Source organism: Enterobacter cloacae complex sp. P12RS, from assembly GCF_014895875.1.
Lineage (GTDB): Bacteria > Pseudomonadota > Gammaproteobacteria > Enterobacterales > Enterobacteriaceae > Enterobacter > Enterobacter bugandensis.
This window is the reverse complement of sequence record NZ_JADBQO010000007.1, coordinates 23,466-39,135: the sequence shown is the minus strand read 5'-3', so window position 1 is coordinate 39,135 and position 15,670 is coordinate 23,466. Positions and strand designations below refer to the sequence as shown.

20 protein-coding genes and 2 pseudogenes are annotated in these 15,670 nt (G+C 51.7%); 8 read left to right on the top strand and 14 right to left on the bottom strand.

Annotated elements, in window-relative coordinates; genetic code table 11:
• Positions 1-40 precede the first annotated feature (40 nt).
• A complete protein-coding gene (locus tag IM284_RS03110) occupies positions 41-547 on the top strand; it encodes a YbaK/prolyl-tRNA synthetase associated domain-containing protein (RefSeq protein WP_028012766.1) in 507 nt (168 codons plus the stop codon).
• A gap of 5 nt (positions 548-552) precedes the next feature.
• Here IM284_RS03110 and yoaI read toward each other — a convergent pair whose 3' ends face one another.
• A complete protein-coding gene (gene yoaI, locus IM284_RS03105; RefSeq protein WP_088205013.1) occupies positions 553-657 on the bottom strand; it encodes a small membrane protein YoaI in 105 nt (34 codons plus the stop codon).
• Between the two features lie 145 nt (positions 658-802).
• Between yoaI and IM284_RS03100 the strand changes: the two genes are divergently transcribed.
• Positions 803-1,249, top strand: coding sequence for a DUF441 domain-containing protein (locus tag IM284_RS03100; protein ID WP_008500737.1), 447 nt, complete (start codon positions 803-805; stop codon positions 1,247-1,249).
• Here the strand turns inward: IM284_RS03100 and IM284_RS03095 are convergent.
• Positions 1,233-2,024 carry a helix-turn-helix transcriptional regulator gene (locus IM284_RS03095; RefSeq protein WP_047368316.1) on the bottom strand — a complete coding sequence of 264 codons (792 nt, stop codon included), beginning with the start codon at positions 2,022-2,024 and terminating at the stop codon, positions 1,233-1,235. The genes IM284_RS03100 and IM284_RS03095 overlap by 17 nt on opposite strands.
• Positions 2,025-2,123: 99 nt before the next feature.
• Between IM284_RS03095 and IM284_RS03090 the strand changes: the two genes are divergently transcribed.
• Positions 2,124-3,311, top strand: coding sequence for a CynX/NimT family MFS transporter (locus tag IM284_RS03090; protein WP_028012764.1), 1,188 nt, complete (start codon positions 2,124-2,126; stop codon positions 3,309-3,311).
• Between the two features lie 31 nt (positions 3,312-3,342).
• Here IM284_RS03090 and IM284_RS03085 read toward each other — a convergent pair whose 3' ends face one another.
• Positions 3,343-4,050: a CTP synthase gene (locus IM284_RS03085; RefSeq protein ID WP_028012763.1), complete on the bottom strand. Its 708-nt coding sequence runs from the start codon at positions 4,048-4,050 to the stop codon at positions 3,343-3,345.
• A gap of 101 nt (positions 4,051-4,151) precedes the next feature.
• On the opposite strand from IM284_RS03085, the gene IM284_RS03080 reads away from it, so the two are divergent.
• Positions 4,152-4,496, top strand: coding sequence for a DUF488 domain-containing protein (locus IM284_RS03080; RefSeq protein ID WP_047368315.1), 345 nt, complete (start codon positions 4,152-4,154; stop codon positions 4,494-4,496).
• Here IM284_RS03080 and IM284_RS03075 read toward each other — a convergent pair whose 3' ends face one another.
• Together IM284_RS03075 and IM284_RS03070 are read right to left on the bottom strand one after the other, a co-directional pair.
• A complete protein-coding gene (locus IM284_RS03075) occupies positions 4,497-4,802 on the bottom strand; it encodes a hypothetical protein (protein WP_028012761.1) in 306 nt (101 codons plus the stop codon). It abuts the gene before it with no gap.
• 80 nt (positions 4,803-4,882) lie between these two features.
• Positions 4,883-5,137, bottom strand: a complete 255-nt coding sequence (locus tag IM284_RS03070; RefSeq protein WP_047368314.1) for a DUF333 domain-containing protein — start codon at positions 5,135-5,137, stop codon at positions 4,883-4,885.
• Positions 5,138-5,445: 308 nt separating this feature from the next.
• Between IM284_RS03070 and IM284_RS03065 the strand changes: the two genes are divergently transcribed.
• Both IM284_RS03065 and IM284_RS03060 read left to right on the top strand, forming a co-directional pair.
• Complete coding sequence (locus tag IM284_RS03065; protein WP_047368748.1) at positions 5,446-6,465, top strand: sensor domain-containing diguanylate cyclase; 1,020 nt, start codon at positions 5,446-5,448, stop codon at positions 6,463-6,465.
• 44 nt (positions 6,466-6,509) lie between these two features.
• A complete protein-coding gene (locus tag IM284_RS03060; RefSeq protein WP_014883431.1) occupies positions 6,510-6,608 on the top strand; it encodes a YoaK family small membrane protein in 99 nt (32 codons plus the stop codon).
• A 126-nt stretch (positions 6,609-6,734) separates the two neighbouring features.
• Here IM284_RS03060 and IM284_RS03055 read toward each other — a convergent pair whose 3' ends face one another.
• Together IM284_RS03055 and IM284_RS03050 are read right to left on the bottom strand one after the other, a co-directional pair.
• Complete coding sequence (locus IM284_RS03055; protein ID WP_028012758.1) at positions 6,735-6,983, bottom strand: GlsB/YeaQ/YmgE family stress response membrane protein; 249 nt, start codon at positions 6,981-6,983, stop codon at positions 6,735-6,737.
• 278 nt (positions 6,984-7,261) lie between these two features.
• The gene (locus tag IM284_RS03050; RefSeq protein WP_223824743.1) at positions 7,262-8,746 is read right to left on the bottom strand and encodes a sensor domain-containing diguanylate cyclase; all 1,485 of its coding nucleotides are present in this window, start codon (positions 8,744-8,746) and stop codon (positions 7,262-7,264) included.
• A gap of 172 nt (positions 8,747-8,918) precedes the next feature.
• On the opposite strand from IM284_RS03050, the gene IM284_RS03045 reads away from it, so the two are divergent.
• Positions 8,919-10,418, top strand: coding sequence for an EAL domain-containing protein (locus IM284_RS03045; RefSeq protein WP_047368313.1), 1,500 nt, complete (start codon positions 8,919-8,921; stop codon positions 10,416-10,418).
• Between the two features lies 1 nt (position 10,419).
• Here IM284_RS03045 and IM284_RS03040 read toward each other — a convergent pair whose 3' ends face one another.
• The 3 genes and pseudogenes from IM284_RS03040 to IM284_RS03030 form a co-directional block, all read right to left on the bottom strand.
• Positions 10,420-10,665, bottom strand: coding sequence for a DUF2543 family protein (locus tag IM284_RS03040; protein WP_028012755.1), 246 nt, complete (start codon positions 10,663-10,665; stop codon positions 10,420-10,422).
• A 69-nt stretch (positions 10,666-10,734) separates the two neighbouring features.
• On the bottom strand, positions 10,735-11,082 hold the full coding sequence (locus tag IM284_RS03035) for a DUF1304 domain-containing protein (protein WP_028012754.1): 348 nt from the start codon (positions 11,080-11,082) through the stop codon (positions 10,735-10,737).
• Positions 11,083-11,159: 77 nt separating this feature from the next.
• Positions 11,160-11,330 (bottom strand): annotated as a pseudogene (locus IM284_RS03030) (NADP-dependent isocitrate dehydrogenase); the annotation flags it as partial.
• Between the two features lie 222 nt (positions 11,331-11,552).
• Between IM284_RS03030 and IM284_RS03025 the strand changes: the two are divergent.
• Positions 11,553-11,753, top strand: a pseudogene (locus IM284_RS03025) (SOS response-associated peptidase family protein); the annotation flags it as partial.
• Between the two features lie 47 nt (positions 11,754-11,800).
• Here the strand turns inward: IM284_RS03025 and IM284_RS03020 are convergent.
• The 4 genes from IM284_RS03020 to IM284_RS03005 form a co-directional block, all read right to left on the bottom strand.
• Positions 11,801-12,133: a FlxA-like family protein gene (locus tag IM284_RS03020; RefSeq protein WP_040017211.1), complete on the bottom strand. Its 333-nt coding sequence runs from the start codon at positions 12,131-12,133 to the stop codon at positions 11,801-11,803.
• A 202-nt stretch (positions 12,134-12,335) separates the two neighbouring features.
• Complete coding sequence (locus tag IM284_RS03015) at positions 12,336-13,604, bottom strand: Y-family DNA polymerase (RefSeq protein ID WP_087822384.1); 1,269 nt, start codon at positions 13,602-13,604, stop codon at positions 12,336-12,338.
• Between the two features lie 2 nt (positions 13,605-13,606).
• Positions 13,607-14,026 carry a translesion error-prone DNA polymerase V autoproteolytic subunit gene (locus IM284_RS03010; protein WP_087822383.1) on the bottom strand — a complete coding sequence of 140 codons (420 nt, stop codon included), beginning with the start codon at positions 14,024-14,026 and terminating at the stop codon, positions 13,607-13,609.
• Positions 14,027-14,254: 228 nt separating this feature from the next.
• The gene (locus IM284_RS03005; RefSeq protein WP_087822382.1) at positions 14,255-15,664 is read right to left on the bottom strand and encodes a tail fiber domain-containing protein; all 1,410 of its coding nucleotides are present in this window, start codon (positions 15,662-15,664) and stop codon (positions 14,255-14,257) included.
• Positions 15,665-15,670 lie beyond the last annotated feature (6 nt).

Below are 15,670 nucleotides of genomic sequence, written 5' to 3'. Positions count from 1 at the left end.
GTAGCAAGCTGAATACTGGATTATCACCGGGAAAACTATGATGACTGACGACGTTATGGGGACAAGTACCCACCATCAGCTGATTACCTTACTCACCGAGCAGGGCGCGCGTTTTCGCGTCATGGAGCACGAGGCGGTGGGGAAATGCGAAGCGGTGAGTGAAATTCGCGGGACCGATCTTCGCCAGGGGGCAAAAGCCCTGGTCTGCAAGGTGAAGGGCAACGGCGTTAAAAAACACGTACTGGCGATTCTGGCCGCCGACCTGCAGGCCGATCTGAGCCAGCTTGCCAGCCATTTTGGCGGGCTTAAAGCCTCCCTCGCCAGCCCGGCCGAGGTCGATACCCTTACCGCCTGCGTTTTTGGCGCGATCCCGCCCTTTAGCTTCCATCCTGATTTGGCGCTGGTGGCCGACCCGCTGCTGTTCGAGCGTTTCGACGAAATTGCCTTTAACGCCGGTTTACTGGAGAAATCCGTGATCATGGACACCCAGGATTACCTGCGCATCGCCCGTCCTGAGCTTGTAAACTTCCATAAGGCGTCGTCGTGACGGCGCTAGCCTCTTCTTTCCAGAAACAGCACGGAGGCGACGAGAATCACGGCAATAGCGAAAAACGATGAGGAGATAATGAGCGTTTCAACAAACATGTGATCGTTCATGATGGCGATCCCTTTGCGATACCTGCCTTTGTTTTAATCCGCGTAAATGACAGGGTAATGACAGCGATAAAATCTTTTAAACGCTGTCCTCCGCCGCGTTTGCGCGTACAGTAAGCAGGATAATTATTCTGGCAAGGATCCCCCCATGTTTGACCCGACTCTGCTCATTCTTCTGGCGCTCGCCGCGCTCGGCTTTATCAGCCATAACACCACCGTCGCCATCTCGATTCTGGTGCTGATTATTGTGCGCGTGACCCCGTTAAATACCTTTTTCCCGTGGATAGAAAAACAAGGCCTCACCATCGGGATCATCATTTTAACCATCGGGGTGATGGCTCCCATCGCCAGCGGCACCCTTCCCGCCTCAACGCTGCTGCACTCGTTTGTGAACTGGAAATCACTGGTGGCGATCGCGGTAGGGATTTTTGTTTCGTGGCTGGGCGGACGCGGCGTGACGCTGATGAGCAGCCAGCCCTCGCTGGTGGCGGGCCTGCTGGTGGGCACGGTACTCGGCGTGGCGCTCTTCCGCGGCGTGCCGGTAGGCCCGCTGATTGCGGCAGGGCTGGTGTCCCTGTTTATCGGGAAGTCATAGTCAGGCTGGCCATGTAACGCGCCGGCGTCTGGCCCAGCCCCTTTTTGAACATGGTGATAAACGCGGTGGTAGAGTCATAGCCCAGAGACTGTGCCACCTGCTGCACCGATTTCCCGCTAATCAAATGCTGTAACGCCACGATCAGCTGAAGCTGGTGACGCCAGCGGCGAAAGCTTAAACCGGTCTCTTTGACCACCAGCCGCGCCAGGTTGCGTTCACTCATCGCGAAATGGCTCGCCCACTGCGCCAGCGTCTGCCAGGCGGCGGGCTCTTCCGCCATCTTCTCGCTCATCAGCCGGATTTTAGGATGGGGAGAGACGGGCAGCTGCAGATGCTCCTGGCGCTGGAGCGGCAGCTCGTCAAACAGGACGTCCACCAGACGCGATGTGGCCGCAAGATGCAGCTGTTCACGTGATTTCTCCGCCAGGTATAAAATCAGCTCCCGCACCAGAGGAGAGATTTTCAGGGTGCAGCAGCGGTCGGGCAGGCTGGCGGCACCAGGCTCAATAAACAAAAAGCAGAGCTGCGCCCCCGGCGTGGCCCTGTTGCTGTGCGGCATTTGGCCTGGGATCCAGACGGCATACTGGGGCGGTACCATCAGCATCGCATTTTCCACTTCGCAGGTGATCGCGCCGCCAAGGGCCAGAATCAGCTGCCCCTTACGGTGTTGATGCTGCGGAATATATTGTTCTTCCGTCACCACGCGGATGCGAAACGCGACGGCCGCATCGTGCTGACTATCAGGATCGTAGCCGTCCAGTCCCAGACCAATCATCAGGTTGTCCGATATTAGCGATAAACTGTCATTTTAGCCTGATTTCAACCGCTGAGAAAATCGGTATTGTGTGCGCTCGCTTGAACGTATGAGAACACAATGACTACTGCTCTTCGCACCTCAGGAAAACAGGGCGCGCTGTTGATCGCAGGCATCCTGATGATTGCCACCACGCTTCGCGTCACCTTTACCGGCGCAGCGCCGCTGCTCGACACTATTCGCCTTGATTATGGCTTAAGCACGGCGCAAACCGGTCTGCTGACCACCCTGCCCCTGCTGGCCTTTGCTCTTGTCTCCCCGCTCGCGGCGGGCGTTGCCCGGCGTATCGGCATGGAGCGCAGCCTGTTTATCGCCCTGATGCTGATTTGCATCGGGATTGCGGTTCGCTCCCTGCCCTCCGCTACCCTGCTTTTCATCGGAACGGCGGTGATTGGTTGCGGGATCGCGCTGGGGAATGTGCTGCTGCCCGGCTTAATTAAGCGTGACTTCCCGGGTCAGGTGGCAAAACTCACCGGCGCCTATTCCCTGACGATGGGTGTCTCTGCCGCGTTAGGCTCGGCGCTGATTGTTCCCCTGGCGCAGGGTGATGCGGGCTGGCATGGCGCGCTGCTGATGCTGATGGCGTTTCCGCTGATCGCGCTGTTGCTCTGGCTGCCGCAGTGGCGTCAAAAACACGTCGCAACGGTAACGGGCGCAGGCGCGCTGCATAACCGAGCGATCTGGCGCTCGGCACTCGCCTGGCAGGTGACGCTCTTTCTGGGGATTAACTCGCTGATTTATTACGTCATCATCGGCTGGCTGCCGGCCATATTACTCAGCCATGGCTTTAGCGAAGCGCAGGCCGGCTCGGTGCACGGTCTTTTACAGCTTGCCACGGCCGTGCCGGGGCTTGCCGTTCCGCTCGTCCTCCAGCGCCTGAAGGATCAGCGAACCATCGCCGGAGCGGTTGGGCTGATGTGCGCGGTTAGCGCGGCGGGTTTGTGGTTTATGCCTGAGATGGCGGTGATGTGGACGCTGGTGTTTGGCTTTGGTACCGGGGCAACGATGATCCTCGGCCTGACGTTCATCGGCCTGCGCGCCAGCTCCGCACACCAGGCGGCAGCGTTGTCCGGTATGGCACAGTCTATTGGTTATCTGCTCGCCGCCTGCGGTCCGCCGCTGATGGGTAAAATTCACGATTCGGCTGGAGACTGGCGGATCCCGCTTCTCGCCTGCGCGCTGGCCGCTGTCGTCATGGCCATCTGCGGCGTACTTGCCGGGCGCGACCGGGAAATCGCGCCCCGATAAACACGGTGGCAGACCATCGGGTCTGCCTTTTTTACCCGCGCGCGGCGCGCAGCATTGCCTGCACCAGCACCACCGGACGCCCTTCCAGCGCAGCACGCTCGTGCTGGAATAAGGTGATCACAAAGAACGGATGGGTCACCAGCTCCGCAGCGCGAATTTCCCCCTGCTCGTCCCAGCCCGTCACGCGCATATCACCGCTCTCCAGTTCCTGAGCAAACGCCGCCGATACGCCATAGTTACAGTGATAACCCTCTACGATTTCCGGCTTTCCGTAGGCCTTCGCGATCAGCGTATTATTGCGCAGCTCAATGGCATCGGTTTTTTCCACCAGCGAGCAGGTCAGCGGCGCAATCACCATCGTGCCTTCGGTATCCGTCTCAGCATGTGCCGCGTCGCTCCAGCCCAGCACGTTACGGGCATACTCGATTAACGCATGCTGGAACCCACCGCAGGTGCCCAGGAACGGAATGCTGTTTTCACGCGCGTAGCGTGCGGCAATAAAGGCCGCCTCGGTATTTTTATAGGGGCTTGCGGGAACCAGCCAGATGGCATCGTAGCCCACCAGATCCTCAGAACTGGTTAATTCCGTGGTGGCAAGCCAGTCGTAATCGGCGGTGAGGTCAAGGACCGCGGCGGCGTCGTCAATGGCCAGCGGGATCGCCTTGTGTGCAATAACATCAGGATTGTAATCGCCAACCAGCGCAATGCGCAGCGTCGTTTTAACCGGGAGGTGTTCCATGAAAGGTTCCTTATGCCAGAGTATTATCAGATAACATAAGGAACCTCAGACTACCGATCTTCTGCAATTATCACAATACCTTAAATTGGGAGGGTGGAATCATGATTCAGTGCAAACGCGTCTATGAACAGGCGAGCCCGGGCGATGGCTATCGGGTTCTGGTGGACAGGCTCTGGCCCCGCGGGGTGAAAAAAACGGACCTCGCGTATGACGAATGGTGTAAAACGCTCACACCGTCCAGCGCGTTACGCAAGGACTTTCATAGCGAAGCGATTGATTTCGCGGCCTTCGCTAAAGCCTACAAGGAAGAGCTGGCGCAGCATAAGGACGAAGGAGAACGTCTGGCGGCGCTGGCGAAAAAGCAGACCGTAACCCTGCTCTACGGCGCGAAGGACACGAAGCAGAATCACGCTCTGGTCTTAGCCGACTGGCTGCGCCATCTATGATCAGCCGACCGTCAGCTCATCCTGAATTTGCGGAGCTTCGTCCGGGGTGAGCGGCATCAGGTGTTCGGCGCGAACAAACGCAAAGCCGTGCTGATTGTCAAAGGCGTAGACGTCTCCCGTCACCAGCCAGAGCGCGCGGTCCGCGCTTGCGGGTAACTGCGTCATCACGCCATTGACCGGGTTAACGAAACGCTGGCCGGGTTGGCAGAGACCAAATAGCTCCACAGATTTACCAATATTGCGACGGCCTGACGCCGTGCGGGCACCGACGATCATCGCCACGCTGCCCGGTTTAAGCTGAAACATACTTCTCTCGCGGTAACGGTAGCCAGAAATTGGCTAAGAATAATCCTAAAGAGAAGTGTATCGCAGCTACTGTCCCTCTGTCACCTGGCAGGTTGCGGATGATCGCGACGATAGAGCGTCCATTCGTCGATCACTTCGCCACCGGGCAGCTTGCACTCGGTGCGGACCCCCTGCGGGCTTTGAATTGGGACCTGTTCCCCGCCCTTTTCCAGGCAGTAAACGGAAGCCGGGTTCGCCATGCCCACGGCGTGCGGCGGTTTCGGGGCGTCGGGTGGGGTTGTTTTTGTGGTGCAGGCAACCAGGGGGAGCGCCAGCGCCAGTAGCAGAAATCTCATCTTGTTGATCCTTTTGACATCATCATTGGCTAAGGGTAACGGCTTGTCGCCGCTTTCTCCATGATTTCTCCATTCTAACTGCACTTTTCAACGCTACAGTCTGGCATGTTCTCACTTTGACCAGAGAACATCATTCCGTAATCAAGATGTCTTTGCCCCGTTCTCAACAACGGGGCTTTTTTTCCCGCCTGCTGCCTACCTCTGCATATATTAAATTTTCTATATTCATGTTTTACTATGCCGGAAGCCTAAAAATTCAGCATAACATGCAGATGCAGACGTCTTCTGCCTGGGAGTCATTCTACGTCATGTCGGATCTTATCCTCGCTCGCGTTTCAGAAACCCTTGCCACCGAGCAATCCCTTGAAAGCCTCGTTCGTCAGTTGCTGGAGATGCTGGAAATCGTCACCGACATGGAGTCGACGTATCTGACGAAGGTGGATATAACAGCCCGGCTGCAGCATATCCTCTATGCCCGAAACAGCAAGCAGATGACTATCCCGGAAGGGTTAAGCGTGCCATGGGATGAAACGCTGTGTAAGCGCGCGCTGGATAGCGACACATTATTCAGTAACGATGTCCCCGAGCGTTGGCCGGAGTGTGAAGCGGCGAAAGCTCTCGGCATCACCACATATATGAGCATCCCCGTTCATCTTGCCGATGGCTCACTTTACGGTACGCTCTGCGCCACCAGCACGGCAAAAAAACCGCTCAGCGCGCGCGGCGAGCAGATGCTAAAACTCTTCGCCGGGTTGATTAGTCAGTACATTCAGAAAGAGTCTCTGGTGACCCAGCTCCGTGAAGCCAACGCGGCGCTTATCGCCCACTCCTACACAGATGCTCTTACAGGGTTACCCAACCGTCGCGCCATTTTTGAGGATCTGAGCACCCTGTTTTCGCTGGCACGGCATCTGAAACGTAACGCCATCATTGCCTTTATCGATCTGGATGATTTTAAACTGATTAACGATCGATACGGGCATGAAGCAGGCGACCAGTTCCTGATTGAAGTGGGCAAGCGTTTGACCGCAGAAAAACAGCAGGACGATATCATCGGCCGGCTGGGCGGCGATGAGTTCCTGGTGGCCAGTCTGAGCAACGTCGAGAATGAGGAGCAAATTCACCTTCTCAGAACGCGCCTCAGCGCCCGAATTGCGGGGGAATACTGGCTGGGTAGCATCAGCATCATTTATCCTGGCGCCAGCCTCGGCGTTATCGAAGTGGATCCCGGCGTAACCGATCCGGACAGTGCGTTACGTGCCGCAGATATCGCGATGTATCAGGATAAGAAAGGAAAAAGCAAAACAGGCTTTCTCGCGATGGATTAACCCCGTACACTCTACGGCGTTATAAAACCGAAACAGGTGATGATATGAGAATAGGGATCCTCTTCCCGGTCGTTATTTTTATAACGGCGGTGGTATTTCTGGCGTGGTTTTTTGTCGGTGGTTACGCTGCTCCGGGGGCATAAATGAGAAAAACCACCCTCATTATGTTGATCGTTGCCGTCGTGGCGTTTGCCGGCACGCAGTTTGGCTGGTGGTAAACCCGTTACGTAAAAAGGCCGCCATATGGCAGCCTTTTTAACGCTTCAGTATTAGCTTTTGATCTTTCTGTAGATAAACAGCACAACCAGCGCGCCGATCACCGCGACCGCGAAACTGCCGAAGTTAAAGCCATCGACTTTACCAAAACCGAACAGCGTACTGATCCAACCGCCGACTACCGCGCCGACAATACCCAGTATTATGGTGACGATAAACCCACCGCCATCTTTGCCCGGCATGATCCACTTCGCCAGAATACCCGCAATAAGCCCAAAGATAATCCAGGATAAAATTCCCATAACTTTCCTCTCTGTATGGTTTTTGTCATTAAATCAACGACACAAAAAGGATAGCACAGGATCTGAGAAAGGAAATTTGTGATAAGCCTCACAGAGAGAGTCTGCGCATTTCTTCATCAACATGCCCTTCCACAAGAACTGTGGGGTTGCATCTTTTATTGAGAAAGATTATCTTTCTCAACACTGAATAGTTGAGATAAACACTCAGGTATTCAGTACGACATTGCTCACATTGCTTCCAGTATTTCTTGCCCACTCATGAGTGGGCTTTTTTTTGATCAAGCCCCAACGAAAGCGTGCCGGTTGCGCCCGCCGCGTTTTGCCTGATAGAGCGCCTGGTCGGCAGCATTAATAATATTCTGCTGGCTACCCGCGATGTTGACAGCACGCGCACTGGAGACCCCTACGCTTACCGTGACCCGCCCGAAGGGGCTAAACGCGTGTTCAATTTGCTGAGAGAAAACATAGCGAATAATCGTCTGCGCAAGGCGGAGCGCCTCCTGGATATCCGTTTCAGGCAAAATCAGCGCAAACTCCTCCCCGCCATAGCGCGCCACAATCTGGTTGTCGCGGGTGAGACTTTCCCTGAGGCAGTTCCCCAGCAACGCCAGGCATCTGTCCCCTTCCGGATGACCGTAGTTATCGTTGTACTTTTTGAAGTAATCCACATCCACAAGGAGCAGCGAAACCGGCGCGTCCTTTGCCGCACACGCCGCAATTTCCGAGACGATTTTTTCATCAAAGATGCGCCTGTTATAAAGCCCTGTCAGCGCATCCTCCGAGGCAATAATCTTTAGCGCTTTGTTATCCCGTGCTTTTCTGGATAAGTCGGAATAGAGGAAACAGGACGCCACGATGAGCGTCGCGGTAAACACCAAAATAAGTGCGGCAAGCTGAATCGCCTGCTTGCGCCACGGTGAAAGGGCTTCATCAATGCTTACCGCTACCGTCGTAACCAGTCCGTAGCGCCTGTTTTTCTCATAGGCATAAATGCGTTCGATTTTATCAAACCTGGAGACAGAGCTGGCTATCCCTGTATTTTGTACCTTGAGGTATTTTCTGAAGAGAGGTGAGTCAGAAAAAATCGTACCGATATAGTTATTTTTAAAGGGATAACGAATCAGTAAAACGCCTGCTTGCGTCGTTAAACCAATAACGCCCGCGTGACCAATATTAATCTGTCCATAAAGTGCCAGAAAATTTTCGATACCCAGCGTCACCACCACAACACCGTTAAATGCACCGGTGTGGGTTTCAAGGCGTCGGCTAAGAGTAATAACCCATTTACCATTGGTTCTGCTTATCACCGGCTCACCAATATAAATCTGCTGACTTTTATTTTCCTTGTGATAAACAAAAAATGCCCTGTCCGCGCCATTATGGGGGCCCGCAAAATTTTTGTGCAATGCAGTGAAGATATCCCCATGCGCATCATAGACAACCACATTATTAATCTGAGTAAGAAGATTATCCTGATTGCTTATCATTCGCTGAATATTGATCGCCTGTTGCGGGGTCATACCATAAATTTCGATTGTGTCGGAAACGGTGGTAATCAACATTTCACTTTGGCGAATGATCCCTTCCGTGTAGACGTTAAGGGTATGGCTAAGGTTGGCAACGCTGGTATTGATTTGCTGGATTGACTGCTGTCGGGACGTGGCAATCTGGACGGCAAGCGACAATGAAACAATCAATGAGACAATGATGACGGTAATGGTTGTTGTGTAAAAAGTATTTTTCACATGCACGAGCTTTTCCACCTTATCACGCCTGGCATCCCTGGCTGACAACTCTTGTCACTGTAACAAAGCTCAGGTTAAGAGGAAAACAAATTGCACTTAAGCATAACGGCTGCCGTTATTATCAGGCTTGTAGCTTGCACTGCCTGTGATAAGATTTGAGAGATGAGGGAGCGGACAGGGTATCTGGAAAATGAAAAAGATCATTGCCGTTACTATCGTTTCAGCGTTTCTGGTCTTCCTGTCTCTTTTTGCGGTTAATGCAGTTATCGGGAGCCAGCAGAAAAGCAAACAGCTTGAGATTTCCCGAACCCTTTTACAGCATTCAGAAGGTCTGACCCAGAGCATGGCGCAGACGCTCAAAAACCTGACCACACAGGGATGCGACAGAGACAGCCTCGATCGCTACCGGCAGGTCAAGCTCGAAAGCCGCTATGTCGCTGACGTCGGTTTTATTGAAAAGGGAAAAATAGTCTGTACCGCTTTTTGGGGTAAACTCGTTAATCCTGTCCCGCTTCCTGAAGAGCTCCATGAAACGCCCAGAGGATTTCTCCTCGCGCAATTTTCGAGAAAAGATTTTTTTACCGGCAATGCGGCCATCTATAATAATCACATTATCTTCACCTCCCGCTATGCTTACGATAAATTCACCCCGGTTACGGAGAGCTATTCTCTGAGCACCACCACCAGGGACTTAAGCAGAACGTTTTTTTCGGCTACGCCTGAATTAAACCAACAGAGCGAACTGAATTCCTCCTTGTTTACCCTGACCCTCACCCGGTGCAGCACCACGTGGGATTTGTGCGTCATTGTGAAGCATCACAACGCGGGACTGGCCTCGTTATCTCCCGTTGTATTTATCGTTCTCGCGGTCATTTTATGTTTTATCTGGATTGCGATAACGCTCTTTTTCTTTCGACTCAACGAGGACCGGTTCTCCCTGGAGCGGACGCTGGTCAAAGCTGTTATCACTAATACTATCGGCGTTCATTACCAGCCCATTGTTCGGATTGAGGATAAAAAAATTGTAGGTGTGGAGGTCTTGTCGAGATGGCGTGACGCAAGATACGGTGACGTCTCCCCGGAACTGTTTATTCCATTAATCAAAAAAATTGGCCTGTATAAAAATTACTATATTAATATTCTCCAAAAATCCCTTTCGGATATCGCGCCACTTATTATTAAATATCATCTGGTTGTTTCGCTCAATGTTGGCCGAACGGAAATTGAAGACGGACAGTTTATCAGCATTTTGCGCCGTAGCTGTTTAGCTAATAACATTCCACTCTCTCTGATCAAAATCGAGCTTTCTGAAAAAGCCATTTCAACGGGGAATATTCTGGAAGATTTCTGCAAGGATTTAAAAAACCTTGACGTGAGAATATCCATTGATGACTTCGGGGTGCAAAACTCAAACCTGGCAAGGCTTTCGCTGCTTGAATATGATGAGATCAAAATCGACAAGTCGCTGGTCGATGGCATCAGTGAACATTACAAGCAGAACATTTTTGTCATCTTTAGCGACGCCCTCGCAAAACTGAATAAAACGCTTGTTTTCGAAGGCGTAGAGAGCGAAATACAGTATCGCTTTATTGCTGAAAGATACCCCGAGGCGCTGATTCAGGGATGGTATTTCTCAAAATCCGTCACCCGAAGCGAGCTTGCGAAGCGACTCGCTGGGATCGCGCGGTAGGTTACTCGTTTCCCCACTGATTGAGAAAGTTCGCAATATCATCAATACGTTCGGCACGAACCCCGGCTTCACGCGCCATCTCCTGCTGAGCTTCCTCATCGATCTCCTCATTATTCGACAAACGCGTGAGAAGCAGCTGGAAATAATGCGCCAACGAGTCCTGCTCTGACTCACTCACGGGCTTTGTGGCTTCCGTCGCGTACTCTTCGACGATGTCATAATACTTCAGTGGGATTTCGTTATTCATAACAGCGTTAACCTTTGAGGGTGAAGCCACAAGTATATCCGACGACGTACGGTTAACCAACGCGTTGCGTCAGATAAGCAGGGCAAGCAGGGCTGCAAGAGCAGGTATGGCCTGAACGTACAGTATCTTTCGGCTGGCGGTCGCTGCGCCAAAGAGTCCGGCAATCAACACGCAGGTCAGGAAGAAGATGGCCACAGATATACCCTTTTCACCAAGCCAGAGGCTCCAGAGCAGACCCGCAGCCAGAAAACCATTATACAGCCCCTGATTCGCGGCCAGCACGCGGGTGTCGCGCGCAAAATCGGGACGCAGATTAAAGGCCTTGTGCCCTGTTCTGGTGTTCCACAGGAACATTTCCAGCACAAGAATGTAGATATGGATGAATGCAACGACAGCGATAAGAACAGTAGCGAGCATCGTGTTATTTCCCGCAGGCAGAGGCAAAAAAAACGGGAACCCTCAGGCCCCCGCTCTTGTTTAACCCAGAATCTGGATTACATGTTCGCGATAATCGCGTCGCCAAACTCTGAGCATTTCAGCAGCTTAGCGCCTTCCATCAGACGTTCGAAATCGTACGTTACGGTTTTCGCGTTGATTGCGCCTTCCATACCCTTCACGATCAGGTCTGCGGCTTCGAACCATTCCATATGACGCAGCAGTATTTCATTAAATCAATCATGATGCATTGATTTTTCAATCAAAAACTCATAATTGGCGCGTTCATCACACTTTTTTGACCACAAGCTAACCTATTGATTAGTTACGATGATTTTTGGGTTTTGATAACCACTTTTTGGTTTTATTGATTAATCTCTTAATGGGTTCGCTACGCTCCTCTTTCTCTCCCTGCTCTATACTTTGAGTTTGAGACTTGGCTGGAGGTTTCTATGTGCGGACGTTTTGCACAAGCTCAAACGCGTGAAGAATATCTGACCTATCTGGCCGATGAAGTCGATCGCGACATTCCATACGACCCGGAACCTATAGGCAGGAACAACGTCTCGCCCGGTACCAAGGTGCTGCTCCTGAGCAAACGCAACGAGCAGCTGCATCTTGATCCAGTCCTGTGGTCTTACGCGCCCGAATGGTGAGATAATACGCCACTGATTAATGCGCGTGTCGAGACGGCAACCACTCAGACGTAAATATCAATGGTGCCGGCAGTATTTGTATCGTCCTTTCTCTCTACTTTGTTATCAGGCTGAACTTTCGCATCCTTATTCTGTTTCTCTGCCTGCTGCCGTAACAACTGTTCAAGTTGAACTCTGAGGCTTTCAATTTGCTTCTGTACTAGTGCAGCCATTTCTTTTTTCTGCTCTGGCGTCATCCCCTCTTCCGATGAGATTTTCCCAAGCTTTTCAGTCAGCACTTGAATTTGTCTCATGATTTTGGCTATTTTTGATGTTCCTTCCGGGGCGGAGTTGTTTAAAATGGCAGTTGAGGCATTCCCCTGAATTGTGACAGACATAGATTTCTCCTTTTAAAAAAGCACTATCGGCACGCAATAAAATATCTTTAATCGTATTTTTGTTGCATTAATCGTTTGATGTTAATATTGATTTCCTTGCGCCTGGCGTATCTCAGAAAGCTAAGCTTGTTGACAGGAGGCAGAAGGGCTAGACGTTCGGCAATAATTTTCCTCCTGACGCGGCCCAAGACATCAGGAAAATTTATCGGACCCTAAGCAGGTCTGAATATCTCGTCGTATATCGAGGCGACAACATTTCTCGCTTCATTTGCCACTGCTGCTGTATGCCCTGCCCGGCAAAATAAAGCGTTCCCTTTCCATCTTTCCCGTTCAGATAATCCAGAACTTCCATCAACCTCTCGCTACCAGCACGCGGCGCGTTCTCATCGAACAGGTTGAGCTGGGCCACGCCTTGGCTGAAAAAATCCCCAAGCATGATCCCTGCCTTCTGGTACCGGTGGCCATCCTTCCAGATTTTGTCCAGGCACTTTACCGCGGCGTTAATGATGTCGCGTGAATCCTGAGTGGGGGTAAGAAGCTTCATGGACGCACTGTTACCATAATACGGCTCGTTAAGCGCAAAGGGAGAGGTTTTCACGAACGCAGAGATAAAGCGGCAGTACTGATGTTCACCCCGCAGTTTTTCAGCACCACGGGCAGCATAGCTGCAGATAGCCTGGCGCATCTGTTCATACTCAGTAACGCGTTCGCCGAATGACCGGCTGCAGACGATTTCCTGTTTATCTGGTGCAAACTCCTCCAGATCCAGACATGGTTCGCCGCGCAGCTCCCGGACAGTTCGCTCCAGGACGACATTGAAGTGTTTGCGAATAATCCATGTACTCTGCTCAGAGAGGTCCAGAGCCGTTTTGATGCCCATGGCATTCAGCTTCTTGCTGATTCGCCTGCCGACGCCCCATACGTCCTCTACCGGCACGATAGCGAGCAATCGGCGCCGGCGGTCGATATTGGACAAATCAACAACTCCACCCGTCTGCCTCTGCCATTTCTTGGCGGCGTGATTTGCCAGCTTAGCGAGTGTTTTCGTCTGCGCGATGCCAACACCGACCGTCAGGTGCGTACGCTTCAGAACTGTAGCGCGGATCTCTTTCCCGAAGTCAGTCAGGTCCCGGCAGTTGCGAACGCCCGTCAGGTCACAAAAAGCTTCATCGATACTGTAAATTTCGACGCGGGGGCTCATTTCCTCAATCGTTGTCATTACCCGGTTAGACATATCAGCATACAGCTCATAGTTGCTGCTGAAACAAACAACGCCAGCTCGCCGGAAAAGCTCTTTTTGCTTGAAGAACGGCTCTCCCATTGTAATTCCAGCGACCTTGGCCTCGGCACTGCGTGCGATTACACAGCCATCGTTATTCGAGAGAACAACCACTGGCCGCCCTTTTAAGTCGGGCCGAAACACCGTCTCGCATGATGCATAGAACGAATTCACATCACAGAGCGCAAACATGTTCAGCTCACCGATTTCACGATGAAAGTAACAACGCCAAAAACGTCCAGCGTATCTTCGCTGCCTACAACAATCGGACTGTAGGCGCTATTCATTGGGATGAGTTGGACAGTTGGACGTAGCTGCAGGCGTTTAACAGTAAATTCCCCTTCCACCGCGGCAATGACAATGTCACCGTGCTCAGCCGTGCGCGAACTGTCCACCACCAGCAAATCACCGTCGCTGATCCCGGCTTCGATCATTGAATCACCCGCTGCTTTGACGAAGTATGTTGAGCTCGGGTGAGCAACAAGTAACTCATTGAGGTCGATGCGCTGTTCAACGTAATCAGCCGCGGGGCTCGGGAAACCACACTGTACTAAGTCACTGAAAAGCGGGAGAGCAATAATTTCTCTCAGTTCTGTTGGCCTGATGAATTCCATGACACATACCTCAAATACTGTTTTTATATACAGTAGTTTTATTTGTAAGTGTCCGCAAGATGCAGGCCGTACCGTCACTGCTTGAAGCTTCGCCGTTTCGTTTCTAAGTTTCTATGCAGCTTCGAATTATGGCTTTTGTAAATTTTTCCATAATGGCGCTATGTAAGCAGATCTGAGGGGGACAAAGCCCGTTGAATGCTGGCACGGGCTGCGGCTGAAAACTAGGCTTCATGATTCCGCTATTTTTTGCTTAAGCTCCAGGATCTCTTTCTGTGTTGTCTCTAGCTGTTTAATGACGTAGTTCAGTGCCAGCAAGGTATCAAGCATGATAACGTTGTTATCCAGTGCCAACGTATCATCAGCATCAATCCTGTTGCCTTCATCATCAAATTTCGGTGCTGCAGGGACCAGCTTTACATACTCACTGTCAATTTTCATTACATCCTGAGCAATTACGCCCCGGCGAACTCTCTCACGAGGGTCATCATTGTAGACGTAAGTTGCTGGCAGGAATTTCTTTATATTCTCGTATGACTGATAACCATCATCATATTTAATATCGTGCTTCAGCGTAATGTCACAGTTAGGCTGCTTCTGGAAAATATAGTTCCCGGAAAGATTCCCACCAGCGTTGGCATATATATCACCGTTTGCTGTCGTGAATTGAAATATACGCTGACCGGCAGAGCCACCATCCCCAAGTGTTGTTATTGCCACATCCGCCCACGAACTAGGCCCGGTAGCTATAGAACCAAGCCCTACCGTTGAAGAATATCCGCCACTGCATTGACTATGCCAGCGGGCAAAGGGAATGAAACCAGCATCATTATTAACTGCAACATTACCCCTAAAAAAAGAGATATTTCTTTGCCATGTATTAATGTCTGACCAGGAGCCACCATATCCAGCTCCATTTGCTCCACACGAAGATGATTTGAATCTCTCATCGGGGTAAAACAAAAATGAACCTGCCGTACCAGTTCCGCTATTAACATTTAACTGCGCTCTGTCTAAATTAGTTCCGCTCCCCCGAACACCGCCAAGAGACCAATTTCCGTTATACCACGCCCCTCCCACAGCGTTTACATAACCTCCTACACTCCCATCCCCTGTGATGTTGTATAGCTTAACGGTCTTATCACCACCTTCCTGAGTAGATACGCCAATGCTGCTACCCTGAGTTACCATCAAAGTACCAGTTACATTTCCACCCGTTTTTCCATTTAACGTGCTTGTCTGGCTTATTACGGATGACCACGATGGACCTTTAAAAGTTGTTCCATCTGGAAGCTTCACTGTGATGTTTCCGGCTGCACTGAAAACCTGCTGCCAGTTCTGTTTGTCGTAATTCAGTCCACGCAGCGCTTCTGCACTCTGAGCAACCAGCACTGCTGTGACCATATTCAAGGCCACACGCGGGACTGCTGACCAGGCTGCACCGGATTGCGTTGGCCCGGTGAAGTTACTGACAAGCGTGAGCTGCGTGCCACTGTCTACCGTTTTCACTGGCAGCGTATAGGGCACACCGCCCACAGTTGAGACAATGAAGTCACCTGCGGCAAGTTCGGTAGTAAAAGAGGTTCCGGAACCGCCAACAATAGCGGAACCATTTGTCAGAGTTATTGTTCCTGCCGACATATAGGA

Coding starts and splice junctions, on each gene's coding strand:
- IM284_RS03110 (WP_028012766.1), top strand. CDS start 41: ATGACTGACGACGTTATGGGGACAAGTACCCACCATCAGCTGATTACC.
- yoaI (WP_088205013.1), bottom strand. CDS start 657: ATGAACGATCACATGTTTGTTGAAACGCTCATTATCTCCTCATCGTTT.
- IM284_RS03100 (WP_008500737.1), top strand. CDS start 803: ATGTTTGACCCGACTCTGCTCATTCTTCTGGCGCTCGCCGCGCTCGGC.
- IM284_RS03095 (WP_047368316.1), bottom strand. CDS start 2,024: ATGATTGGTCTGGGACTGGACGGCTACGATCCTGATAGTCAGCACGAT.
- IM284_RS03090 (WP_028012764.1), top strand. CDS start 2,124: ATGACTACTGCTCTTCGCACCTCAGGAAAACAGGGCGCGCTGTTGATC.
- IM284_RS03085 (WP_028012763.1), bottom strand. CDS start 4,050: ATGGAACACCTCCCGGTTAAAACGACGCTGCGCATTGCGCTGGTTGGC.
- IM284_RS03080 (WP_047368315.1), top strand. CDS start 4,152: ATGATTCAGTGCAAACGCGTCTATGAACAGGCGAGCCCGGGCGATGGC.
- IM284_RS03075 (WP_028012761.1), bottom strand. CDS start 4,802: ATGTTTCAGCTTAAACCGGGCAGCGTGGCGATGATCGTCGGTGCCCGC.
- IM284_RS03070 (WP_047368314.1), bottom strand. CDS start 5,137: ATGAGATTTCTGCTACTGGCGCTGGCGCTCCCCCTGGTTGCCTGCACC.
- IM284_RS03065 (WP_047368748.1), top strand. CDS start 5,446: ATGTCGGATCTTATCCTCGCTCGCGTTTCAGAAACCCTTGCCACCGAG.
- IM284_RS03060 (WP_014883431.1), top strand. CDS start 6,510: ATGAGAATAGGGATCCTCTTCCCGGTCGTTATTTTTATAACGGCGGTG.
- IM284_RS03055 (WP_028012758.1), bottom strand. CDS start 6,983: ATGGGAATTTTATCCTGGATTATCTTTGGGCTTATTGCGGGTATTCTG.
- IM284_RS03045 (WP_047368313.1), top strand. CDS start 8,919: ATGAAAAAGATCATTGCCGTTACTATCGTTTCAGCGTTTCTGGTCTTC.
- IM284_RS03040 (WP_028012755.1), bottom strand. CDS start 10,665: ATGAATAACGAAATCCCACTGAAGTATTATGACATCGTCGAAGAGTAC.
- IM284_RS03035 (WP_028012754.1), bottom strand. CDS start 11,082: ATGCTCGCTACTGTTCTTATCGCTGTCGTTGCATTCATCCATATCTAC.
- IM284_RS03020 (WP_040017211.1), bottom strand. CDS start 12,133: ATGTCTGTCACAATTCAGGGGAATGCCTCAACTGCCATTTTAAACAAC.
- IM284_RS03015 (WP_087822384.1), bottom strand. CDS start 13,604: ATGTTTGCGCTCTGTGATGTGAATTCGTTCTATGCATCATGCGAGACG.
- IM284_RS03010 (WP_087822383.1), bottom strand. CDS start 14,026: ATGGAATTCATCAGGCCAACAGAACTGAGAGAAATTATTGCTCTCCCG.
- IM284_RS03005 (WP_087822382.1), bottom strand. CDS start 15,664: ATGTCGGCAGGAACAATAACTCTGACAAATGGTTCCGCTATTGTTGGC.